Annotated in this window: 30 protein-coding genes and 1 pseudogene; 1 reads left to right on the top strand and 30 read right to left on the bottom strand. The window is 43.8% G+C overall.

The window, feature by feature from the left end; all coding sequences use genetic code 11:
• The 27 genes and pseudogenes from QZ169_RS02250 to tgt form a co-directional block, all read right to left on the bottom strand.
• Nucleotides 1–112 (bottom strand): annotated as a pseudogene (locus QZ169_RS02250) (translation initiation factor IF-1); the annotation flags it as partial.
• 117 nt (nucleotides 113–229) lie between these two features.
• A complete protein-coding gene (locus QZ169_RS02245) occupies nucleotides 230–868 on the bottom strand; it encodes an adenylate kinase (RefSeq protein WP_295504623.1) in 639 nt (212 codons plus the stop codon).
• A 173-nt stretch (nucleotides 869–1,041) separates the two neighbouring features.
• Nucleotides 1,042–2,349: a preprotein translocase subunit SecY gene (gene secY / locus QZ169_RS02240; protein ID WP_111676779.1), complete on the bottom strand. Its 1,308-nt coding sequence runs from the start codon at nucleotides 2,347–2,349 to the stop codon at nucleotides 1,042–1,044.
• Between the two features lie 12 nt (nucleotides 2,350–2,361).
• On the bottom strand, nucleotides 2,362–2,802 hold the full coding sequence (gene rplO / locus QZ169_RS02235) for a 50S ribosomal protein L15 (protein ID WP_002901833.1): 441 nt from the start codon (nucleotides 2,800–2,802) through the stop codon (nucleotides 2,362–2,364).
• Nucleotides 2,803–2,956: 154 nt separating this feature from the next.
• Nucleotides 2,957–3,139 carry a 50S ribosomal protein L30 gene (gene rpmD / locus QZ169_RS02230; protein WP_002894509.1) on the bottom strand — a complete coding sequence of 61 codons (183 nt, stop codon included), beginning with the start codon at nucleotides 3,137–3,139 and terminating at the stop codon, nucleotides 2,957–2,959.
• Nucleotides 3,140–3,152: 13 nt separating this feature from the next.
• Nucleotides 3,153–3,647 (bottom strand): 30S ribosomal protein S5, encoded by a 495-nt coding sequence (gene rpsE / locus QZ169_RS02225; RefSeq protein ID WP_002894506.1) that lies wholly within the window; start codon nucleotides 3,645–3,647, stop codon nucleotides 3,153–3,155.
• A gap of 17 nt (nucleotides 3,648–3,664) precedes the next feature.
• Complete coding sequence (gene rplR / locus QZ169_RS02220; RefSeq protein ID WP_009659213.1) at nucleotides 3,665–4,021, bottom strand: 50S ribosomal protein L18; 357 nt, start codon at nucleotides 4,019–4,021, stop codon at nucleotides 3,665–3,667.
• A gap of 85 nt (nucleotides 4,022–4,106) precedes the next feature.
• On the bottom strand, nucleotides 4,107–4,643 hold the full coding sequence (rplF, locus tag QZ169_RS02215; protein ID WP_002894503.1) for a 50S ribosomal protein L6: 537 nt from the start codon (nucleotides 4,641–4,643) through the stop codon (nucleotides 4,107–4,109).
• A gap of 190 nt (nucleotides 4,644–4,833) precedes the next feature.
• On the bottom strand, nucleotides 4,834–5,232 hold the full coding sequence (gene rpsH, locus QZ169_RS02210) for a 30S ribosomal protein S8 (RefSeq protein ID WP_072073238.1): 399 nt from the start codon (nucleotides 5,230–5,232) through the stop codon (nucleotides 4,834–4,836).
• Nucleotides 5,233–5,445: 213 nt separating this feature from the next.
• Nucleotides 5,446–5,715, bottom strand: coding sequence for a 30S ribosomal protein S14 (gene rpsN, locus QZ169_RS02205; protein WP_072073237.1), 270 nt, complete (start codon nucleotides 5,713–5,715; stop codon nucleotides 5,446–5,448).
• 17 nt (nucleotides 5,716–5,732) lie between these two features.
• A complete protein-coding gene (gene rplE / locus QZ169_RS02200; RefSeq protein WP_002894499.1) occupies nucleotides 5,733–6,275 on the bottom strand; it encodes a 50S ribosomal protein L5 in 543 nt (180 codons plus the stop codon).
• Nucleotides 6,276–6,298: 23 nt separating this feature from the next.
• On the bottom strand, nucleotides 6,299–6,604 hold the full coding sequence (gene rplX / locus QZ169_RS02195; protein WP_002894497.1) for a 50S ribosomal protein L24: 306 nt from the start codon (nucleotides 6,602–6,604) through the stop codon (nucleotides 6,299–6,301).
• Nucleotides 6,605–6,679: 75 nt separating this feature from the next.
• A complete protein-coding gene (rplN, locus tag QZ169_RS02190) occupies nucleotides 6,680–7,048 on the bottom strand; it encodes a 50S ribosomal protein L14 (protein WP_002894494.1) in 369 nt (122 codons plus the stop codon).
• Between the two features lie 25 nt (nucleotides 7,049–7,073).
• Complete coding sequence (rpsQ, locus tag QZ169_RS02185; RefSeq protein ID WP_000440801.1) at nucleotides 7,074–7,334, bottom strand: 30S ribosomal protein S17; 261 nt, start codon at nucleotides 7,332–7,334, stop codon at nucleotides 7,074–7,076.
• Nucleotides 7,335–7,357: 23 nt separating this feature from the next.
• Nucleotides 7,358–7,564 carry a 50S ribosomal protein L29 gene (rpmC, locus tag QZ169_RS02180; RefSeq protein WP_002894488.1) on the bottom strand — a complete coding sequence of 69 codons (207 nt, stop codon included), beginning with the start codon at nucleotides 7,562–7,564 and terminating at the stop codon, nucleotides 7,358–7,360.
• Between the two features lie 9 nt (nucleotides 7,565–7,573).
• Entirely contained in the window at nucleotides 7,574–7,987 is a 414-nt protein-coding gene (rplP, locus tag QZ169_RS02175) for a 50S ribosomal protein L16 (protein ID WP_000960948.1), read from the bottom strand.
• A gap of 3 nt (nucleotides 7,988–7,990) precedes the next feature.
• Nucleotides 7,991–8,644, bottom strand: a complete 654-nt coding sequence (gene rpsC / locus QZ169_RS02170; protein WP_002894486.1) for a 30S ribosomal protein S3 — start codon at nucleotides 8,642–8,644, stop codon at nucleotides 7,991–7,993.
• Between the two features lie 12 nt (nucleotides 8,645–8,656).
• Nucleotides 8,657–9,001 carry a 50S ribosomal protein L22 gene (gene rplV, locus QZ169_RS02165; RefSeq protein ID WP_295504612.1) on the bottom strand — a complete coding sequence of 115 codons (345 nt, stop codon included), beginning with the start codon at nucleotides 8,999–9,001 and terminating at the stop codon, nucleotides 8,657–8,659.
• An 11-nt stretch (nucleotides 9,002–9,012) separates the two neighbouring features.
• Nucleotides 9,013–9,294 carry a 30S ribosomal protein S19 gene (gene rpsS / locus QZ169_RS02160; protein WP_000533766.1) on the bottom strand — a complete coding sequence of 94 codons (282 nt, stop codon included), beginning with the start codon at nucleotides 9,292–9,294 and terminating at the stop codon, nucleotides 9,013–9,015.
• A gap of 85 nt (nucleotides 9,295–9,379) precedes the next feature.
• Nucleotides 9,380–10,213: a 50S ribosomal protein L2 gene (rplB, locus tag QZ169_RS02155; protein ID WP_002894482.1), complete on the bottom strand. Its 834-nt coding sequence runs from the start codon at nucleotides 10,211–10,213 to the stop codon at nucleotides 9,380–9,382.
• 17 nt (nucleotides 10,214–10,230) lie between these two features.
• On the bottom strand, nucleotides 10,231–10,527 hold the full coding sequence (locus QZ169_RS02150) for a 50S ribosomal protein L23 (RefSeq protein ID WP_002894481.1): 297 nt from the start codon (nucleotides 10,525–10,527) through the stop codon (nucleotides 10,231–10,233).
• Entirely contained in the window at nucleotides 10,527–11,150 is a 624-nt protein-coding gene (gene rplD, locus QZ169_RS02145; protein ID WP_002894480.1) for a 50S ribosomal protein L4, read from the bottom strand. The genes QZ169_RS02150 and rplD overlap by 1 nt, the downstream gene beginning before the upstream one ends.
• Nucleotides 11,151–11,174: 24 nt before the next feature.
• Nucleotides 11,175–11,801 (bottom strand): 50S ribosomal protein L3, encoded by a 627-nt coding sequence (rplC, locus tag QZ169_RS02140; protein WP_002894479.1) that lies wholly within the window; start codon nucleotides 11,799–11,801, stop codon nucleotides 11,175–11,177.
• 83 nt (nucleotides 11,802–11,884) lie between these two features.
• Nucleotides 11,885–12,193 (bottom strand): 30S ribosomal protein S10, encoded by a 309-nt coding sequence (rpsJ, locus tag QZ169_RS02135; protein WP_002894478.1) that lies wholly within the window; start codon nucleotides 12,191–12,193, stop codon nucleotides 11,885–11,887.
• 357 nt (nucleotides 12,194–12,550) lie between these two features.
• Nucleotides 12,551–13,282, bottom strand: a complete 732-nt coding sequence (locus QZ169_RS02130) for a hypothetical protein (RefSeq protein WP_295504609.1) — start codon at nucleotides 13,280–13,282, stop codon at nucleotides 12,551–12,553.
• A 180-nt stretch (nucleotides 13,283–13,462) separates the two neighbouring features.
• Complete coding sequence (locus QZ169_RS02125) at nucleotides 13,463–14,101, bottom strand: uridine kinase (RefSeq protein WP_295504607.1); 639 nt, start codon at nucleotides 14,099–14,101, stop codon at nucleotides 13,463–13,465.
• Nucleotides 14,102–14,126: 25 nt separating this feature from the next.
• Nucleotides 14,127–15,269 carry a tRNA guanosine(34) transglycosylase Tgt gene (gene tgt, locus QZ169_RS02120; RefSeq protein WP_295504606.1) on the bottom strand — a complete coding sequence of 381 codons (1,143 nt, stop codon included), beginning with the start codon at nucleotides 15,267–15,269 and terminating at the stop codon, nucleotides 14,127–14,129.
• 152 nt (nucleotides 15,270–15,421) lie between these two features.
• On the opposite strand from tgt, the gene QZ169_RS02115 reads away from it, so the two are divergent.
• Nucleotides 15,422–16,297: a DUF975 family protein gene (locus QZ169_RS02115; RefSeq protein WP_295504604.1), complete on the top strand. Its 876-nt coding sequence runs from the start codon at nucleotides 15,422–15,424 to the stop codon at nucleotides 16,295–16,297.
• 27 nt (nucleotides 16,298–16,324) lie between these two features.
• Here QZ169_RS02115 and QZ169_RS02110 read toward each other — a convergent pair whose 3' ends face one another.
• The 3 genes from QZ169_RS02110 to polA all read right to left on the bottom strand — a co-directional run bounded on the left by QZ169_RS02110 (nucleotide 16,325) and on the right by polA (nucleotide 20,075).
• Entirely contained in the window at nucleotides 16,325–16,828 is a 504-nt protein-coding gene (locus QZ169_RS02110) for a kinase (protein WP_295504602.1), read from the bottom strand.
• A 1-nt stretch (nucleotide 16,829) separates the two neighbouring features.
• Entirely contained in the window at nucleotides 16,830–17,267 is a 438-nt protein-coding gene (locus tag QZ169_RS02105) for a CoA-binding protein (protein ID WP_061591887.1), read from the bottom strand.
• Between the two features lie 165 nt (nucleotides 17,268–17,432).
• Nucleotides 17,433–20,075 (bottom strand): DNA polymerase I, encoded by a 2,643-nt coding sequence (gene polA / locus QZ169_RS02100; RefSeq protein ID WP_295504599.1) that lies wholly within the window; start codon nucleotides 20,073–20,075, stop codon nucleotides 17,433–17,435.
• Between the last annotated feature and the right edge of the window lie 42 nt (nucleotides 20,076–20,117).

Raw genomic sequence — 20,117 nt, 5'->3', positions numbered from 1 at the left:
CAGAAACTGTTGCTAAAATCTGATGTCCATTTTCAAGTTCAACCGTAAACATTGCATTAGGCATGGTATCAACTACCTTACCTTCAACCTCAATCACATCGTCTTTTGCCACGCAAAAGTACCTCCATAAATTTCGATTTGATCCCTCTGAGCACAGAGGTAACAATTATAAGTCAGACTAATTCATTGTATCACTACTTGTCAAATATTGCAAGCAGGAAAAACGCTTTTATTTCAAATTTGTCAAGACTTTTTCGATAGCTGAGAAGACATCATTAATATCTTGATTTCCTTGAATATCATGGACCAGACCTTTGCTGCGATAGTGTTCAATAATCGGTTCCCCCTGAGCGATATTGACATCCAAACGACGTTTAACTGTCTCAGGCTTGTCATCTTCGCGCTGGTAGTAATCCTCTTCCTTATAGTCTGCTGGCGGATTGAAGACCTTGTGGAAGGTTTCGCCTGTTTGACGATGGATAATACGACCACTCAAACGCTCCAATAAGCTGTTAGGATCTACTTCGATATTGATAACGCCGTCCAAAGCCAAATCAAGCTCTGCTAGCGTTTGATCCAAGGCATGTGCTTGCTCAATCGTGCGTGGATAGCCATCCAAGAGGAAGCCTGTTTGCTTAATATCGTCCTGACTTAAGCGCTCTTTGACAATGCCGTTTGTGACTTCATCTGGCACCAACTCGCCCTTGTCAATATAGGACTTGGCTAAGACGCCCATCTCTGTTTGGTTAGCAATCGCCGCACGGAACATATCTCCAGTTGAAATATGTGCAACATTGAAATGCTCAACGATTTTAGCAGCTTGAGTTCCTTTACCAGCACCTGGTAAGCCCATAATCAAAAGATTCATGATTGGTCTCCTTTTTTGTTTTTAAAGCAATCTATTAAACCGATTAATAAACTCGTTTAAAAACAAAATAGAAGGGGGTGAGTCTACTCTGTCCCCTTTTATTTTGTTTATTTTCGGTTCAAGAAAGGTTATCTGAACAAGCTTCTCATTAGAAAAGCAATTCAAAAAGTCCCTTACTCTGAAGTATCCATAAAGCCGACATACTTTCTCTTCAGCAGGTAGCCTTCTAGCTGTTTCATTCCCTCAATACCAGTTGAGATGATGATCAAGAGACTGGTTCCTCCAAGAGCAACAGCATCTGTCAATCCAAATACATCTTTAGCCAAGATAGGCAGGATAGAGATGAAACCTAAGAAGAGAGATCCCACTGTTGCCAAACGACGCAACAGCTTAGACATGTAGTCTTCTGTTCCTTTACCAGGACGGACACCTGGAATGTAGGCTCCGCTCTTTTGCAGATTTTCTGCTGTCTTCTCTGGATTAATCTGTACAAAAGTATAGAAGAAGGTAAAGAGGACAATCAGGAAGGCGTACATGAACATACCACTAATGGTCGTTGTTGCCAAAAGTGACTGAGCTGTCTTAACCCAATCTGCGTCATAGCCCAAGGCACTGACAACTTGGAAAATCGCTGCCGGTGCAGCTGTAATCGAGCTGGCAAAGATTACTGGAATAACCCCAGCCGGATTGACTTTCAGTGGCAGATAGGAGCTAGAAGGTGCACCCTTAGCTACTTTCGTATACTGAACTGGAATTTTATACTCAGCCTGCTGTACAAAGGTTGTAAAGTAAATGATAAGCAGGACTGCCACAATCAGAATCCCTACAAAAATGAAGGATGAAGTCAAACGATTACTAGGGATATTGACAAAGTAATCTTCATAGATACCTTTAATCATATCAGGGATAGCTGAAACGATACCAGCAAAGATAATCATGGAAACGCCATTTCCGTAACCCTTGTCTGTAATCTGCTCACCTAGCCAAGTTACAATCATTGAACCAGTTGCTAGAAGAACGCAAATCAAAGCGTAGGTCTGAACATTAGGATTGGCAACCAGATTAGCTCTTGAGAGAGTATCAAAACCAGCGGTAATCCCAATTGCCTGCACAAAGGCCAAAACTAGGGCGATATAACGAGTCGCTTGATTCAGCTTCCTCCGTCCTACTTCCCCTTGCTTGCCCCACTCTACAAACTTCGGAAGCAAGTCCATCTGCAGCAGCTGAACAACGATCGAAGCTGTGATGTAAGGACTGACTCCAAGTGCAAAGACAGAGAAGTTGCGCATGGCATTACCAGAGACCAAGCTCAGCATATTCAGGAATGGCAAATCATTCAAATTGCTTAAGGCTTTGGCATTAATCCCCGGAACCGTTATAGTTGTACCGATACGGAAAACTAAGATGATAAAAATCGTGAACAGAATCTTAGACCGTACCTGTTTGATTTTAAATGCGTCTTTTAATAGTTTGAAAAACATAGGTCACCTCGCTTAGATGACTTCCACTGAACCACCTTTAGCAGTGATAGCTTCTTCAGCTGATTTAGAGAATTTAGCTGCCTTAACAGTCAATTTCTTTGTCAATTCTCCGTTACCAAGAATCTTGATACCTGATTTTTCAGCTTTTACAATACCTGCTTCGATGAGAACAACTGGTGTTACTTCAGCGCCATCTTCAAAGGCGTTCAGTTGGTCAAGGTTAACAATCGCATATTCTTTGCGGTTGATGTTCAGGAAACCACGTTTTGGAAGACGACGGAACAATGGAGTTTGTCCACCTTCAAAACCAAGGCGAACGCCGCCACCGCTACGAGCTTTTTGACCTTTTTGACCACGGCCAGATGTTTTACCGTTACCAGATGATGTACCACGACCAACACGGTTGCGGACTTTACGAGAACCTGCAGCAGGTTGTAATTCATGAAGTTTCATTATATTATTTCTCCTCTTTTGTAAAATGCTAGCGCTCATATAGGAGAAAAGGTGTCTCCTATATAAACTCGCCTATACATATATTTAGTTTTAGGGGCTGAGAAAATCCCATCCCCTAACGTATTTTAATTTAAAGTTGTTAAACCAGCAAAGCTTATTTAACTTCTTCAACAGTTACCAAGTGTGATACTGCAGTAATCATACCGCGTACTGCTGGATTATCTTCTTTGATAACTGAGCTGTTCAATTTGCCAAGTCCAAGTGCTACAACAGTTTTACGTTGTGACGGAATGCGTCCGATTGGAGACTTAGTCAAAGTAATTTTAATTTGAGCCATGTTATCTCCTTTCTTATGCCAAGTCAGAAACTGAAATACCACGAAGGGCAGCAACTTCTTCAGCGCGTTTTAATTGTTTCAAACCTTCAACAGTTGCGCGAACGATGTTGATTGGAGTGTTAGAGCCAAGAGATTTAGATGTAACATCTGCTACACCTGCCAACTCGATGACGGCACGAACCGCACCACCAGCAGCAACCCCAGAACCCTCAACAGCTGGCTTAAGCAATACTTTAGCTCCGCCAAATTCTGAAAGAACTTCGTGAGGAATTGTTGTGCCAACCATTGGTACTTCAATCAAATTCTTCTTCGCATCTTCAACTGCCTTGCGGATTGCTTCTGGTACTTCTTGAGCTTTACCAGTACCGAAGCCAACACGACCATTGCGATCACCAACAACTACAAGAGCTGCAAAGCGAAGACGACGTCCACCTTTAACAACTTTTGTAACACGGTTGATGGCAACTAAACGTTCTTCAAGTTCAACTGCGTTGTCTTTAAATGCCATTTTCTAGTGTCCTCCTCTTAGAATTTCAATCCGTTTTCACGAGCTGCATCAGCCAAAGCTTTTACACGTCCGTGATAGAGATATCCACCGCGGTCGAAGACGACTTCAGAAATACCTTTAGCAACTGCACGTTCAGCAACGAGCTTACCAACAACAACGGCTTGTTCTGTTTTAGTTCCTTTTGAAACTTCTTTGTCAAGAGTTGAAGCGCTTGCGAGCGTTACACCCGCTACGTCATCAATCACTTGAGCGTAGATGCCTGTATTAGAACGGAATACGTTCAAACGTGGGCGATCAGCAGTTCCAGAGAGTTTTCCGCGAACGCGACGGTGGCGTTTTTGGCGGATTTTATTTTTATCTGGTTTCGTAATCACAATTTTCACCTCTTAATTTTAATCTTGTGCTTATGCACAACCTTGGGAAACAGCTTGTTTGGCTGAAAAAATCAGCCAGACAAGATTATTTACCAGTTTTACCTTCTTTGCGGCGAACGAATTCACCAACGTAGCGGATACCTTTACCTTTGTATGGCTCTGGAGCACGCAGGCTACGTACGTAAGCTGCTGTTTGTCCAACTACTTCTTTTGAAATTCCGCTGACAACGATAGTTGTTGGGTTTGGAAGTTCAAAAGTGATGCCTTCTGGAGCTTCTACTTCGTCTGGATGAGATTTACCAACTGAAAGTACAAGCTTTTTGCCTTGAAGTTGAGCACGGTAACCAACCCCACGCATTTCAAGTTCTTTCTTGAATCCTTCTGATACACCAACAACCATGTTGTTCAAAAGGGCACGAGTAGTTCCGTGGATTGTTTTCATTTCTTTTGAATCGTTTGGACGGTGAAGAGTTACTTCTGTTCCTTCCACACGGATTTCAATATCTTTTGAGAACTCACGAGTCAGTTCTCCTTTAGGTCCTTTTACAGTTACAACGTTGTCTTTGTTGCTGATTTCAACACCAGCAGGCAACACGATAACTTTATTACCAATACGTGACATGTATATATTCTCCTGTTAGATTGTCAGGCCGCAAGCGACCAGTTTTCACGGGGGCTTAAATCGATTTCTCGATTTAAAGGAACATTTAGGTTTCAATTTCAGAGTGAATCTAGGCATCGTCTCGCAGGCATAACTTTGGGTTAGGCAAGAGACGATAACGAAGAGTCACAAAGAAATTGGGAGCTAAATATTACCAAACGTAAGCGATAACTTCTCCACCAATATTCTTTTGGCGTGCTTCTTTATCAGTCAGCAAGCCTTCAGATGTTGAAAGGATAGCAATTCCAAGTCCGTTCAGAACTTTTGGAAGATCTTCGCGTTTCTTGTAAACACGCAGACCTGGTTTTGAAACGCGTTTCAAACCAGTGATAACTTTTTCACCATTTTGTCCGTATTTAAGGAATACACGGATGATACCTTGTTTGTCATCTTCGATGATTTCAACGTTTTTTACAAAACCTTCACGCTTCAGGATTTCAGCAATCCCTTTTTTGATGTTTGATGCAGGTACTTCAAGCACTTCGTGGTTCGCTTGATTAGCGTTACGGATACGAGTCAAAAAGTCTGCAATTGGGTCAGTCATAACCATTTTATATTTCTCCTCTTACTAGTAGTTTGCAAGCTGCACTTGCTAGTTAATGATTGAGCTATGCTCAGATAGTATTGATACATTCAAATAAGATAATTCTTATTTGAACACGAGCTACAACCTTGGCAAAAAAGATAGATTTGTTTTGGAGCATCGCTCCTATACCAAATCTCCTATTTTTGCTGTGGTTGTTACGCTCTTTGTATCATGATATTACCAAGATGCTTTTGTTACACCAGGGATTTGACCTTTATGAGCAAGTTCGCGAAAAGCGATACGACTCAGGCCAAATTTGCGGTAAACTGAATGGGGGCGCCCAGTAACTTTACAACGATTATGTAAACGAGTCGGTGAGGCGTTGCGAGGTAATTTAGATAAACCTTCATAGTCCCCTGCCGCCTTTAATGCAGCACGTTTTTCAGCATAACGGTCAACAATTTTTTGGCGTTTAGCCTCTCTAGCTACCATTGATTTTTTAGCCATTAGATCTACCTCCTATATTATTTTGCAAAAGGCATTCCAAGGCCTGTAAGCAATTCGCGTGACTCTTCGTCAGTGTTAGCAGTTGTTACGATAACGATGTCAAGACCGCGAGTCTTATCAACGTCATCAAAGTTGATTTCTGGGAAGATCAATTGTTCTTTCACACCAAGTGTGTAGTTTCCGCGTCCATCAAATGATTTTGTTGGAACACCGTGGAAGTCACGAACACGTGGAAGAGAAACTGAAACTAATTTATCCAAGAATTCATACATGCGTTCGCCACGAAGGGTTACTTTAGCACCGATCGCTACACCTTCACGAAGACGGAAGCCGGCGATTGATTTTTTAGCTTTAGTGATAAGTGGTTTTTGACCTGATATAAGAGCTAATTCTTCAGCAGCTTTTTCAAGGTTTTTAGCGTTTGATACAGCGTCACCGACACCCATGTTCAAAACAATTTTATCCACTTTTGGCACAGCCATAACAGATGAGTAGTTGAACTTTTCAGTCAAAGCAGGAACTACTTCTTTAAGATATTTTTCTTTTAAACGATTTGCCATTATACTTCTCCTTTCCTTCGTGATTAGTCAAGCACTTCGCCTGATTTTTTATTGTAACGAACTTTTTTGCCGTCTACAAACTTGTAGCCAACACGTCCTGCAACACCATTCTTGTCAAGCACTTGAACGTTTGACACATGGATTGGCGCTTCTTTTTCCACGATAGCACCTTGAGGGTTTTCGTTATTTGGCTTTTGGTGTTTCTTAACGATGTTTACACCTTCAACAACAACTTTGTTTACTTTTGGAAGAGCTGTAACAACAAGTGCTTCAACACCCTTGTCTTTACCAGCAATTACGCGAACTTTGTCGCCTTTTTTTACAAACATTTATTTCTCCTCTTAATTCTTACGCCCATAGGGGCACCCTGACTTTTGCCAGGGGACTGTGTTTGTTAATTTTGATTAAAGTACTTCTGGAGCCAATGATACGATCTTCATGAAGCCGCCGTCACGCAATTCACGAGCAACTGGGCCGAAGATACGAGTTCCGCGAGGAGTTTTGTCTTCACGGATGATGACTGCAGCGTTTTCGTCAAATTTGATGTATGAACCATCTTTACGACGAGCACCTGATTTAGTACGAACGATAACAGCTTTTACAACGTCACCTTTCTTAACCGCACCACCAGGAGTAGCTTGTTTTACAGACGCAACGATTACATCACCGATGTTAGCGAACTTACGTCCTGAGCCACCAAGAACTTTGATTGTCAAGATTTCGCGAGCGCCGCTGTTGTCGGCAACTTTCAAACGAGTTTCTGTTTGAATCATTTAAGTTTTCTCCTTTCTGGTTTGATTAGATGATAACCGCTTCTTCAACGACTTCTACAAGACGGAAGCGTTTTGTAGCTGAAAGCGGACGAGTTTCCATGATACGAACGATATCGCCTTCTTTGGCAACATTGTTTTCGTCATGTGCTTTGTACTTCTTAGAGTAGTTAATACGTTTACCATAGACTGGGTGGTTACGTTTAGTTTCAACTACAACTGTGATTGTTTTGTCCATTTTGTCAGAAACAACGCGTCCGACAAGAACTTTACGATTATTGCGTTCCATTGAAATTCTCCTTCCCTAGTCTATTATTTAACTTCTGATTGAACAGTTTTGATACGAGCGATTTGTTTTTTCACTTCTTTCAGGCGAGCTGTCTGCTCCAATTGGCCAGCAGCTGCTTGGAAACGAAGATCAAACAATTCTTTCTTCAATTCATTTTCACGCTTCGCGAGTTCTTCTTGAGAAAGACCACGAAGTTCTTTAACAAATTCTTTTACTTCATTAAGTTTCATGCCTTCTCCTTATTCTGCTTCACGTTTTACGAATTTACATTTAACTGGAAGTTTGTGGCTTGCAAGGCGAAGCGCTTCGCGAGCGATTTCTTCTGAAACGCCAGCAACTTCAAACATTACTTTGCCACGCTTAACTGGTGCAACCCAACCTTCTGGAGCACCTTTACCAGATCCCATCCGTACACCGATAGCTTTTGCAGTGTATGATTTGTGTGGGAAGATTTTAATCCAAACTTTACCACCACGTTTCATGTAACGAGTCATAGCGATACGGGCAGCTTCGATTTGGCGGTTAGTGATCCAGTGGCTAGTAGTTGCTTGAAGACCGTATTCTCCAAATGCTACTTCTTTTCCGCCTTTAGCTTCACCGCGCATTTTTCCACGGAATTCGCGACGGTGTTTAACACGTTTAGGTACTAACATTGGTTATTTACCTCCTTTAGTGTTTTTACGAGCTGGAAGGACTTCACCACGGTAGATCCATACTTTAACACCAAGTTTACCGTAAGTAGTGTCAGCTTCTTCCCAAGCGTAATCGATATCCGCACGAAGAGTGTGAAGTGGAACAGTTCCCTCAGAGTAACCTTCGCTGCGGGCAATATCTGCACCATTCAAACGACCTGATACTTGAGTTTTGATTCCTTTAGCTCCTGCACGCATTGTACGTTGGATAGCTTGTTTTTGAGCACGACGGAAAGCAACACGCTGCTCAAGCTGGCGAGCAATTCCTTCACCAACCAGATGCGCATCCAAGTCAGGACGCTTGATTTCGATGATGTTGATGTGGACTTGTTTTCCAGTCAATTTGTTGAGTTTTGCACGAAGTGCATCAACGTTTGCTCCACCTTTACCGATAACCATACCTGGCTTAGCAGTGTGAAGAGAAACGTTAACTTTGTTTACTGCGCGTTCAATTTCAATAGTTGAAATCGCTGCGTCAGCCAATTCTTTTTGAACGAATTTACGGATTGCAAGATCTTCATGAAGGTAATCCGCGTATTCTTTTTCAGCATACCATTTGGCATCCCAATCACGGATGATGCCGACACGCATACCAATTGGATGTACTTTTTGACCCACGATGTTACCTCCTTATTTTTCTTCAACGACCACAGTGATGTGGCTTGTGCGTTTGTTGATTGGTGAAGCTGAACCTTTAGCGCGCGGACGGAAACGTTTCATAGTTGGTCCTTCGTTTGCGAAAGCTTCAGATACTACCAAGTTTGCTTTTTCCAAACCAAAGTTGTTTTCAGCATTAGCGATTGCAGAGTTCAAAACTTTTTCGATAATGCCAGCAGCTTTGTTTGGCGTGAATTTCAAGATTGCGATTGCGTCAGCGACGTTTTTACCACGAATATTGTCAAGAACCAGACGAGATTTACGAGGTGAAACACGCACTGTACGAGCCATTGCTTTAGCTGAAGTAATTTCTGCCATTTATGTTCTCCTTATTTTCTACGTGTTTTCTTGTCGTCTGCAGCGTGACCCTTGTAAGTACGAGTTGGCGCAAATTCACCAAGCTTGTGACCTACCATGTCTTCCTGGATGTAAACAGGCACGTGTTTACGTCCGTCATAAACTGCGATTGTGTAACCAATAAAACTTGGGAAGATCGTTGAACGACGTGACCAAGTTTTGATGACTTTCTTCTTTTCGTCGTTAGCTTGAGCTTCAACTTTCTTCATCAGATGCTCATCGACGAAAGGTCCTTTTTTAAGACTGCGTCCCATTTTATATTTTCTCCTTTAAATAAGTACCACAGCGGCCTGCGCTGACTAAGCAGCGCTACCGAGCTGGCGGATAGATTGTTTTAAATTATTTCTCGTTGCGACGACGAACGATAAGTTTGTCAGATTTCGCTTTTTTGTTACGAGTTTTAAGTCCAAGAGCAGGTTTGCCCCATGGAGTAGATGGCGCTTTACGACCAACTGGTGCTTTACCTTCACCACCACCGTGTGGGTGATCGTTAGGGTTCATTACAGAACCACGAACTGTTGGGCGGATACCTTTCCAACGGCTACGTCCTGCTTTACCAAGGTTTACAAGTCCATGTTGTTCGTTTCCAACAACACCAACTGTAGCGCGGCAAGTACCAAGAATCATACGAACTTCGCCTGATTGAAGACGAACAAGAGTGTACTTACCTTCTTGACCCAGTACTTGAGCAGAAGCTCCAGCAGCACGAACCAATTCTCCACCGCGGCCTGGCTTCAACTCAATGTTGTGAACCAAAGTACCAACTGGGATGTTAGCAAGCGGAAGAGCGTTTCCGACTTTGATATCTGCTTCAGGACCTGAAACGATGCGTTGACCAACTTCAAGACCTTTAGGAGCAATGATATAAGCTTTCACACCGTCAGTGTAGTGAACCAAAGCGATGTTTGCTGAACGATTTGGATCATACTCAATTGTTTTTACAACTGCTTCAACAGCGTCTTTGTTACGCTTGAAGTCAATCAAACGGTAGTGACGCTTGTGACCGCCACCTTGGTGACGAACAGTGATGCGACCGTTGTTATTACGACCAGCCTTGCTCTTCAAAGAAACAAGCAAAGATTTTTCTGGAGTGCTGGTAGTGATTTCAGCGAAATCCAAAGAAGTCATATTACGGCGACCGTTTGTTGTTGGTTTATAAACACGAATTCCCACGATATTTCCTCCTTAGATTATTCTTCTTCTGCACCGAACAACTCGATTGCTTTAGAATCAGCTGTCAGTGTTACGATAGCTTTTTTAGTTTTGTTTGTAAAACCAGTGTAGCGTCCAACGCGTTTTGCTTTTGGTTTTACATTGATAGTGTTAACGTTAGCAACCTTAACTCCTTCAAAAGCAGCTTCAACAGCTTGCTTGATCAAGAGCTTGTGAGCGCGAGTGTCCACTTCAAATACGTATTTGCCTGCTTCGTACTGAGCCATTGAACCTTCAGTGATAACAGGTTTTTTGATTACGTCGTACAAATTCATTATGCAAGAACCTCCTCAATTTTAGAGATAGCTGCCTGAGTAACCAGAAGTTTATCGCTGTTTACGATGTCCAGAACGCTTGCAGTTGTTGCAGTTGCAACTTTCACGTTTGGAAGGTTGCGAGCTGAAAGTGCAGCGAATTCATTTCCTTCTTCAAGGATAACAAGAACTTTCGTATCGATGCTCAGTGCAGCAAGCACTTTTGCAAACTCAGCAGTTTTTGGAGCTGTAAATGAAAGGCTGTCTACAGCTACGAATTTGTTTTCAGCAACTTTTTCAGAGTAAACTGATTTCAATGCCAATCTGCGCACTTTACGTGGAAGTTTGTAAGCATATGAACGAGGAGTTGGACCGAATACGATACCACCACCACGCCATTGTGGAGAGCGGATAGAACCTTGACGAGCACGTCCAGTTCCTTTTTGACGCCATGGTTTGCGTCCGCCGCCTGATACTGCAGAACGGTTTTTAACAGCGTGAGTTCCTTGACGAAGGCTAGCGCGTTGGCTGATGATAACATCAAAGACAACTGATTCATTTGGTTCAATACCAAAGACCGCATCGTTCAGAACTACTTCACCAGCTTCTTTACCAGTTTGGTCAAATAATTTTACGTTTGCCATTGTGACTGATTTCCCCTTTCTTTATTATTTACCAGCTTTAACTGCTGACTTGATAGTGATAAGAGATTTCTTAGCACCTGGTACGTTACCTTTAATCAGGATAACGTTCTTCTCTGGAACAACCTGTACGATTTCAAGATTTTGAATAGTTACGCGGTTGCCACCCATACGTCCAGCCAAGCGTTTGTTTTTGAAAACACGGTTTGGCGCAACTGGTCCCATTGAACCAGGACGACGGTGGTAACGTGAACCGTGAGCCATTGGACCACGAGATTGGCCATGGCGCTTGATAACACCTTGGAAACCTTTACCTTTTGAAGTTCCTGTTACATCAACAACATCACCAGCTTCGAATGTATCGACAGTGATTTCTGCTCCAACTTCCAAGCCTTCAATGTTTTTGAATTCACGAATGAAGCGCTTAGGAGCTGTGTTAGCTTTCGCTACATGGCCTTTGGCAGGTTTGTTGCTCAATACGTCACGAAGGTCATCAAAACCAACTTGAACTGCGTTGTAACCATCTGTTTCAACTGTTTTAACTTGAAGAACAACGTTTGGAGCTGCTTCAACAACAGTTACAGGGATTAATTCGCCAGCTTCAGTGAAGATTTGAGTCATTCCCACTTTTTTCCCTAAGATTCCTTTTGTCATGAGAAAATGTTTCCTTTTCTATAATTTTTTCAAAAAGTTTTTAACGAGCGTTTTTTATGCTCTGGTTTAGATCAAGCTTTAGATTAAAGTTTAATCTCTACGTTCACACCACTTGGAAGATCCAATTTCATCAAAGCGTCAACTGTTTTTTGAGTTGGGTTGATGATGTCGATCAAGCGTTTGTGAGTACGCATTTCAAATTGTTCGCGAGAGTCTTTGTATTTGTGAGTCGCACGAATGATTGTGTAGAGGCTGCGCTCAGTTGGAAGTGGGATTGGACCCGCAACTTCAGCACCAGTACGAGTAGCAGTTTCTACGATTTTTGCAGCCGCTGTATCAAGTGTACGATGTTCGTAAGCTTTCAAACGGATGCGGATTTTTTTGTTTGCCATCTTTTTCTCCTTTTCGTCTATTTAAGATAATAGGCTAGCTCCACAAGAAAACCGACAGGCGATTACGTGGCAATGCAACCGAGCGTGTCGCAACCTCTTGCATCAAAGCTACACGCTGTATTTTTACAGCACCATAGTATCTTAACACAAAGAACCAGTCATTGCAAGGGATTTGAGTAATTTTTTAAAGATTTTTAGGATAATTTTTTATGAAAGCGTTTTCTCTATTGATAACTATGCCTTGTTCTTCAATTCAACTCGAATAGTTCACCTTATTAATGGAAGTAATCAGGCTTAAGATATAGAAAAAGCTGCTTTGAAAGCAACTTTATAGATTTTATTCCGAATTGATTTCTCTTAGAATTTCTTCCAAGTTAAACTATCCATATCTAAACGGTCAGCCTGGCCAAGACCAAGTTGGCTTTCGCCAGCATCTGCAGTCTTTGTGAAATCAATTTGCTGAAGGATTTCAGGCTCCTGATTCTGGTTAGACAGCTGATAAAGGGTTGCTTGACCGTTTCCGCTTCCGGAATGCCAGTGAGAGCTTAAGACACGGCCGTCTCGGTAAACAAAGAGAGTTACCCTAGAACCTCCGACACTAGCTGCATGCGACTCTCCCAACAAGGCTGGCTCCTGACCTTTGAGGTAATAAAGAGATACTAATTGGTATGGATTTTCTCCAAACTTAGCTCCAACCAAAAGCTCCTTTTGCCCATCACCATTGAGGTCGTGAAAACTATAGGCAAGGGCATCTGGCTGCGCTAATATATTATCTACCGTCCAGTATTCTAGAGGGAAGTGCAGCTGATTTCGAAGATTTTCTGCTGCTTGAGTATCAGAGCTATTGCTCGACAAAAGCAAACGATAGTCTTCAAAAACCTTTTGGTAAGATTCCTCATCAGACTTCACCGGTTTCTCTTGGCTACTGGAAGAGCTCGCTTCACTAGAAGAACTGGCTTGACTAGATGATACAGATTGGCTTTGACTAGCAGAAGTTTTAGGCTTTTCTACCGCCTTTTGCTGACTGCAACCTTGCAGGATCAAAACTAGAGCTGTTGCCAAAACAGCTTTTATGCTTATGCTTTTCATGATAAACTCCTTGATTTTTATATATTTAGCACAATTAACTCTGAAAACTGATGTTTTCTGTAAAATAACAAAACACTCTATCTATTTTACCATATAGACCCGACCTTGAATAGAAAGAAAAATCTCACTGACACACATCAGTGAGATCAAAAATGAAAATTTACCCTTGGCTATTTTATTTTATAGTAAGGGGCTGTCCTTTTCGATGCGAAAGCTGTTGCCCGACTGGCAGATGACAAGGTCTGCAGCTGCTAGATAGGGCTGATAAAAGTGCTTATATTGCTCTCGTCGAGCTAGATGCGTCTGCTCTATCCACTCTGGCCTGCGCTCTCGCACAGCCACATCCCGTGCCAAGCGGCGTTCTAACTCGGTCTGATCGTCCGTGTAAAAGCAAATCGACAAATCAAACAAACTTTCAGGCAAAAAGGCAGCCGACATACCTTCTACTATTAAAATAGGCTTTAGGGCTGATAAACGCAACCTAGGTGACCAATCTGTGTCAATGGTCAGAATATCCAGACCAGACTGCAAGGCACAAATATCTCGCTCCAGACTCCCGAGCTCATGAACAGCTGGGATACAGGCTGTTACTTTTTGATGAGGAAAATCTTTGGAACTGAGCAAATCTCGACACTCCCCAGTAATTACATAAGGATCTGTTGCTAGCAGATTAGCTCGTTCCTCACCCAATATTAGTTGGAGTTTTCGAGCAAAAGTTGACTTGCCTGAAGCACCATGACCATATATACGTATAGTATGTTTTTGGTCGTCTGACAGATACGCTGTCAATCTTTCCAGCAATGTTTCTTCATCAGACATAGCTTCCCCTTTCAAATGGAGCTTCTTAGAAATTTCGGCTGGATTTATTGTAGCCGTAGCGCTCAATAAAGTCTTCACGGAATTCCAGCAGATTGTCATCCATGATAGCTTGGCGAACTTTCTTCATAAGGTTTACCAAGAAGTAGAGGTTGTGATAACTGGTCAGGCGGATCCCAAAGGTTTCGTCCGCTTTGAGCAAGTGGCGGATATAGGCCCGCGTGTAGTTGCTGCAAGTGTAGCAGTCACAGTCATGATCCAGCGGCGTGAAATCTTCCTCAAACTGAGCATTTTTAACCACCAGACGCCCTTCACTGGTCATACAGGTACCGTTTCGGGCAATCCGAGTCGGCAGGACGCAGTCAAACATATCAACGCCACGTATAACCCCATCAATCAAGCTATCTGGCGCTCCAACTCCCATGAGATAGCGGGGCTTATTTTCAGGCAGCATAGGCGTTGTGAAGTCTAGCACTGCATTCATCTCTTCGTGAGTCTCACCAACAGCCAGTCCTCCGATAGAGTAGCCTGGGAAATCCATGCTGATCAAGTCTTGAGCAGACTGGCGACGCAAATCTTCAAATCCAGCACCCTGAACAATCCCAAAGAGACCTTGGTCGTGTGGACGGCTGTGGGCCTTGAGTCCACGCTCTGCCCAACGGCTAGTCCGCTCAATGGACTTCTTGACATAATCATAAGGCTGGTAGAACTGCGGGCACTCATCAAAGGACATCATAATGTCACTGCCCAGATTGTTCTGGATGGAGATGGCCTTTTCTGGCGAGAGGAACATTTTAGAACCATTAAGATGGTTCTTGAAGGTTACTCCTTCTTCTGTGATATTGCGGCTGTCAGCTAGAGAATAGACCTGAAAACCGCCACTATCCGTCAGAATAGGCTGGTCCCAGTTCATGAACTTGTGCAGGCCGCCTGCACGGGCAATCAGCTCATCACCTGGACGTAGCCAGAGATGATAGGTATTGGCCAAGATAATACCAGAACCCATTTGCTTGAGCTCTTCTGGCGACTGGGTCTTGACTGTCGCCTGGGTCCCAACCGGCATAAACATAGGTGTCGGAAAAGTTCCGTGAGGCGTGATAATCTCTCCCAAACGAGCACCTGTGTGCTTTTCTTTTTTGATCAAACGATACTGAATCGGTGATGTTGACATGTTTCCTCCTGCTGGGAAAAACAGTCCCAGCGATTTTTCTTCTATATAATGAGCAGCAAGTGCTCACAAGATACCGTATGATTTTACCAAAAAAACTTCTATCTGTCACGGGGTATGATATAATGTAACAGACAAATCCAAATGGAGGAATTATGAATCTAAGTAACATCAGGGCTCAGGCTCGTACCGTTCGCAGTCAAACGAGGGGGATTTTTCTTTTGTTTGCAGCCCCGACTCTTGCCGGTATCCTAAACATCTTTCTTTCCCTTATTGGGAATCTAAGAAACTCCGTTTCCGACCTGACCTTCAGCCAGTTCATATATTTTCTGATTAGCCGAACTCTTTTTCCGACGACCATTCAGTTTATCACGTCTCTCCTGCTGCTTTCTGCCAGCTACACCATGATAACCGTCATCCGCAAGAAAAAGGATGAGGTCCGCTTTTCAGATATTGGGCATCTTTTTACGAGTAAGAACTTCACACCTGTTTTCAAAACCGTTTTGCTCAAGCAGCTATTGCTTTTCCTTTGGAATCTTCCTATATATTTCGGGAGTCTTCTGTCCGTCTTCAATGCTTATAAGATTCTCAATATTTCGGAAAAACTTCCTGCCCATACTGTGCTGACTGCTCAAAGCGAGGCAGGACAGCAGATTCTTCAATACACTCCTGGTATGTTACTGGGAAGCCTCTTGATATTGGTTGGTCTAGGCATCACCGTTCCTCAGTACTACGCATATTCTCAAGCAGAACTGATACTCTACGACCAGCTTGAGACCGGGAGTTACCGGGGAGCTTTCTATGCTATCCGTCAAAGCCGGAAGCTCATGAAGGGCTACAAGAGAAAGCTATTTATGCTGGATCTGAGCTTCATCGGTTGGAATTTACTGGCCAGAATGACTTACGGTGTACTGAATATTATGGTTCTTCCTTATACAGCGACTGCTTACATTCTCTTCTACGAAGAGTTGAAAAAAGAAAAAGCTATTCTAAACGAAAACAACCCGCAAGCACGGAACTCCTTGTCCTAAGCTTGTGAGTTGTTTTTTTATTTACTATTATATTCCTGTCTTGTCAAGGGCAGAGCAGATTTTATCAAAGGCTGCCTCTAGTGAATCCTCATCTGTGAAGAAGGATTCCTCTTCCCAGCCTAAGAAGTCTAGCTCTTTCCACCAGCGCTTCATGTCGGCTGGGGTAAATTCTTCTTGTTTAGCTCTAGTCTGATGGCGGCGGACTGTTTCTTCAAAGGATAGGTCATAGTAGTAAGCAAAGACCTGCGGAGCGAAGAGCTTTTTCAACTGCTCTAGCATCTGTCCGTAAATGTCTGTCTCATAAAATCCTTCTACCAGAACCAGTAAATCATGTTCGTAACCGAAGCGTGCCAATGTCTCTGTCAGGTCAATAGACAAGTTCCCTGGCTCAACCTTTTCCTTGAGCATGTCCCGTCTAACCGTATCCTGCGATATCAGGAGAGTTCCTCGGCCGTAGTGAGTCTGCAGTTTCCCAGCGAGACTAGACTTGCCAGAGCCGGAATTTCCACGAATGATGACTAACTTGGCCATTCTATTCGCCCAGAATCAAGCGTGTATGCTCGCGTTTAATGCAGCGATCCATGACAATGTCATCCCGACCGGCTGTCCGCAAAATCTGCTCAGCCTCCTCGCTCTCCAAGCCCAACTGAGCCCAGAAAATCTTGGCATCCGTCTGCAGAAAATCCAGTGCCACATCTGGCAAAAACTCACTGCGACGGTACACATCGACAATATCCACCGGGAAAGGAATGTCTTTAAGACTGGCATAAACAGTCTCACCAAAAATCTGACTGCCCGCTGCCCGCGGATTGACAGGGATAATGCGATAACCTCGCTCCTGCATCTCTTTGGACACACGGTTACTGGTCGTTTCTTCACGGTCAGACAGTCCGACAACAGCAATCACTTTGCTGTTTTTCAAATAATGCTTGACGATGGCATCACTTGGATTTTGAAAATGATAAGTCATGGGCTTCCTCCTCATTCATAATAAAGCTAGATAGTTTTGCAGTATTTGCGTCTTAACTGAATCCGGGCTAAACACTGTGTGAAAAAGACAATCCGTTCTAGGAGCATCGCTCCTCCGTCCGAATTGCTAATTTTCAGTCGGTTTTGACGCTCTTTGTATCTTGTTTTATTTCGCCTCGTACCAAGTTTGGCCGGCATTTTCATCAGCCACTAGTGGAACGGCTAGCTCAATCGCGGCTTCCATGGTTTCTTTGACTAGCTGGCGGACGGCTGTTAGCTCGTCATTGGACACCTCTAGCACGATTTCATCGTGCACCTGCAAGAGCATGCGAGACTTGAAATTCTTCTCTGTCAAAGCTTGATCCAGATTAATCATAGCGACTTTGAGAATATCTGCGGCGGAGCCTTGGATTGGACTGTTAATGGCTGTGCGCTCCGCAAAATTTCGGATATTAAAGTTACGGGAATTGATGTCCGGCAAGGAGCGGCGGCGATGATAAATGGTCTCTACATAGCCTTTATCACGCGCTTCGCGAACGATGGTTTCCATATAATTCTTGATACCAGGGAAACGCTCAAAATAGGTCTCAATGTAGTCCTTGGCAGCCTTGCGGGAAATTCCCAAATTATTGGCTAGTCCGAAGTCGGAAATTCCATAAACTACTCCGAAGTTGACAGCCTTGGCATTGCGACGGTCATTAGGTGTCACATCCTCTGCCTTTTCAATACCAAAGACCCGCATGGCTGTAGCCGTATGAATATCTTCTCCATGCTGAAAGGCAGCAATCAGATGCTCATCCTGCGAAATGTGAGCCAGCACCCGCAGCTCAATCTGGGAATAATCCGAGCTGAGTAGTACGCTGTCAGCCCACTCTGGCACAAAGGCCTTACGAATAAGGCGGCCCTGCTCCAAACGAACAGGGATATTCTGCAGGTTCGGGTCAACAGAGGACAGGCGGCCCGTCTGAGTCAAATCCTGAACATAGCGAGTATGAATCTTGCCATCAGCCGCTATGGCCTCTTGCAATCCGATAATGTAAGTCGACTGAAGCTTGCTGATTTGACGGTATTCCAGAATCTTAGACACAATCGGTGCTATCGGTGCTAAACGCTCCAGCACATCCACCGCTGTCGAGTAGCCCGTCTTGGTCTTTTTGGTGTATTCCAGTGGCAATCCCATATCTTCAAAGAGAATGGTTCCCAGCTGTTTGGGCGAGTTAATATTAAACTCCTGACCAGCCAGATCATAAATCTCCTGAGTCAGACTTTCCAGCGTCTTTTCATTTTCCGCCTGCATACCTTGCAGGGTTTCCCGCTCAACCTTGATTCCCGCAATCTCCATCTTGGCTAGGACAAAGGCCAATGGCTGCTCCATTTCAAGCAACAAATCCAGCTGATCGTGGGAACGGAGCTGTTCTTGCATTGGCTCTTCTGTTTCCAGCAACACTTGGATCTTACGAGCTAGATGCTCAAAGAGCTGCTCTTGCTCCGGCAAAGCACGCTTGGCTCCCTTGCCATAAACCTCGTCATCCGTCGGCAGAATTGTTTGGCCGTAGAGGCGAGCAATAGTCGCCAACTCATTATCCTCGACCGTCGAAAGCAGATACTTGGCTAGGCGCGCATCAAAGGATGCTACTGGCAGTTCAATGCCGTAATGACTGAGTAGTACCTTGGTCCGCTTGAGGTCGTAGGTTTTCAGAGCTTTTTTTGTCAAAAATTCCTGAAAGAGAGGCTGTTGCAGTAAATCGCTGGTGCCGACATAAATCTGACGGCTATCGCCCCAGGCAAGACCGACTATGTCTTCCTTGTGGTAGTTGTCACCCAAGATTTCAAAATAGAAAAATTGCTCTGGTGCAAGCATATCCTCTGTGACCTCAGTCACTTTGGTAAATTCAATGGGTTTGACTTCTACCGGCTCTTGACCAGTCCCTAGCTGAGCCTTGAGCTGCTTGAAGCCCATCTCGTCATAGAACCTGCTCAGATTCTCTACCTGCGGACCCTTATAAACCAAATCATTCAGTCCGATTGTAATCGGTGCCTGAGTATTGATAGTGGCTAGGGTTTTAGATAAGAAGGCCTTGTCCTTGTCATTGATCAGATTTTCCTTCATCTTGGAAGCCTTGAGCTGGTCAATATTTTCATAGAGATTTTCCAAAGAACCATACTCCAAGAGGAGCTTGAGACCAGTCTTCTCACCGATCTTGGTCACACCGGGGATATTGTCCGACTGATCGCCCATCAGCGCCTTGAGGTCGATGAACTGCTCTGGCGTGATGCCCATCTTTTCCATGAGGTAGGCTGGGGTAAACTCCTCAAACTCGGCCACGCCTTTCTTGGAAATTTCCACCACGGTATTATCATCCGCCAGCTGAATCAAGTCTTTATCGCCGCTGACAATGGTCACATCGTAAGGCACAGCCGTCTTTTCAGCCATCTTGTCCAAGGTCCCGATGATGTCATCCGCCTCGTACTGAGCCAAATCGTAGTAGTGAATGCCTAGGTGCTGCAGCATTTCTCGGATAAAGGGCAGCTGCTCACGAAATTCATCCGGTGTCTTGGCCCGACCAGCCTTATAGTCGGCGTACATCTCAGTCCGGAAGGTCGTCTTACCAGCATCAAAAGCTACCAGGACATGGGTCGGCTGCACGCGCTCCAAGAGATGATTGAGCATGAGGTGGAAGCCATAAATAGCATTGGTATGCAGACCAGACGGACTCTTGAAACGGTCGATTTGATTATAAAGCGCAAAAAAAGCGCGAAAAGCAACGGACGAACCGTCGATTAATAATAACTTGTTCTTTTTTTCCATAGGTTTATTATAACACGAAAGACAGACAAAGACAGAAAAGGC

It is taken from the genome of uncultured Streptococcus sp. (assembly GCF_905372115.1).
In the GTDB taxonomy this organism is placed as follows: Bacteria; Bacillota; Bacilli; order Lactobacillales; family Streptococcaceae; genus Streptococcus.
The sequence above is the reverse complement of the archived record's forward strand: the minus strand, read 5'-3'. Positions and strand labels throughout refer to the sequence as shown.

What these genes read in the sequence shown, in the direction of transcription:
- QZ169_RS02245 (WP_295504623.1), bottom strand. Translation starts at nt 868, where the DNA reads ATGAATCTTTTGATTATGGGCTTACCAGGTGCTGGTAAAGGAACTCAA.
- secY (WP_111676779.1), bottom strand. Translation starts at nt 2,349, where the DNA reads ATGTTTTTCAAACTATTAAAAGACGCATTTAAAATCAAACAGGTACGG.
- rplO (WP_002901833.1), bottom strand. Translation starts at nt 2,802, where the DNA reads ATGAAACTTCATGAATTACAACCTGCTGCAGGTTCTCGTAAAGTCCGC.
- rpmD (WP_002894509.1), bottom strand. Translation starts at nt 3,139, where the DNA reads ATGGCTCAAATTAAAATTACTTTGACTAAGTCTCCAATCGGACGCATT.
- rpsE (WP_002894506.1), bottom strand. Translation starts at nt 3,647, where the DNA reads ATGGCATTTAAAGACAACGCAGTTGAACTTGAAGAACGTTTAGTTGCC.
- rplF (WP_002894503.1), bottom strand. Translation starts at nt 4,643, where the DNA reads ATGTCACGTATTGGTAATAAAGTTATCGTGTTGCCTGCTGGTGTTGAA.
- rpsH (WP_072073238.1), bottom strand. Translation starts at nt 5,232, where the DNA reads ATGGTTATGACTGACCCAATTGCAGACTTTTTGACTCGTATCCGTAAC.
- rpsN (WP_072073237.1), bottom strand. Translation starts at nt 5,715, where the DNA reads ATGGCTAAAAAATCAATGGTAGCTAGAGAGGCTAAACGCCAAAAAATT.
- rplE (WP_002894499.1), bottom strand. Translation starts at nt 6,275, where the DNA reads ATGGCAAATCGTTTAAAAGAAAAATATCTTAAAGAAGTAGTTCCTGCT.
- rplX (WP_002894497.1), bottom strand. Translation starts at nt 6,604, where the DNA reads ATGTTTGTAAAAAAAGGCGACAAAGTTCGCGTAATTGCTGGTAAAGAC.
- rplN (WP_002894494.1), bottom strand. Translation starts at nt 7,048, where the DNA reads ATGATTCAAACAGAAACTCGTTTGAAAGTTGCCGACAACAGCGGCGCT.
- rpsQ (WP_000440801.1), bottom strand. Translation starts at nt 7,334, where the DNA reads ATGGAACGCAATAATCGTAAAGTTCTTGTCGGACGCGTTGTTTCTGAC.
- rpmC (WP_002894488.1), bottom strand. Translation starts at nt 7,564, where the DNA reads ATGAAACTTAATGAAGTAAAAGAATTTGTTAAAGAACTTCGTGGTCTT.
- rplP (WP_000960948.1), bottom strand. Translation starts at nt 7,987, where the DNA reads ATGTTAGTACCTAAACGTGTTAAACACCGTCGCGAATTCCGTGGAAAA.
- rplV (WP_295504612.1), bottom strand. Translation starts at nt 9,001, where the DNA reads ATGGCAGAAATTACTTCAGCTAAAGCAATGGCTCGTACAGTGCGTGTT.
- rpsS (WP_000533766.1), bottom strand. Translation starts at nt 9,294, where the DNA reads ATGGGACGCAGTCTTAAAAAAGGACCTTTCGTCGATGAGCATCTGATG.
- QZ169_RS02150 (WP_002894481.1), bottom strand. Translation starts at nt 10,527, where the DNA reads ATGAATTTGTACGACGTAATCAAAAAACCTGTTATCACTGAAGGTTCA.
- rplD (WP_002894480.1), bottom strand. Translation starts at nt 11,150, where the DNA reads ATGGCAAACGTAAAATTATTTGACCAAACTGGTAAAGAAGCTGGTGAA.
- rplC (WP_002894479.1), bottom strand. Translation starts at nt 11,801, where the DNA reads ATGACAAAAGGAATCTTAGGGAAAAAAGTGGGAATGACTCAAATCTTC.
- rpsJ (WP_002894478.1), bottom strand. Translation starts at nt 12,193, where the DNA reads ATGGCAAACAAAAAAATCCGCATCCGTTTGAAAGCTTACGAACATCGT.
- QZ169_RS02130 (WP_295504609.1), bottom strand. Translation starts at nt 13,282, where the DNA reads ATGAAAAGCATAAGCATAAAAGCTGTTTTGGCAACAGCTCTAGTTTTG.
- QZ169_RS02125 (WP_295504607.1), bottom strand. Translation starts at nt 14,101, where the DNA reads ATGTCTGATGAAGAAACATTGCTGGAAAGATTGACAGCGTATCTGTCA.
- tgt (WP_295504606.1), bottom strand. Translation starts at nt 15,269, where the DNA reads ATGTCAACATCACCGATTCAGTATCGTTTGATCAAAAAAGAAAAGCAC.
- QZ169_RS02115 (WP_295504604.1), top strand. Translation starts at nt 15,422, where the DNA reads ATGAATCTAAGTAACATCAGGGCTCAGGCTCGTACCGTTCGCAGTCAA.
- QZ169_RS02110 (WP_295504602.1), bottom strand. Translation starts at nt 16,828, where the DNA reads ATGGCCAAGTTAGTCATCATTCGTGGAAATTCCGGCTCTGGCAAGTCT.
- QZ169_RS02105 (WP_061591887.1), bottom strand. Translation starts at nt 17,267, where the DNA reads ATGACTTATCATTTTCAAAATCCAAGTGATGCCATCGTCAAGCATTAT.
- polA (WP_295504599.1), bottom strand. Translation starts at nt 20,075, where the DNA reads ATGGAAAAAAAGAACAAGTTATTATTAATCGACGGTTCGTCCGTTGCT.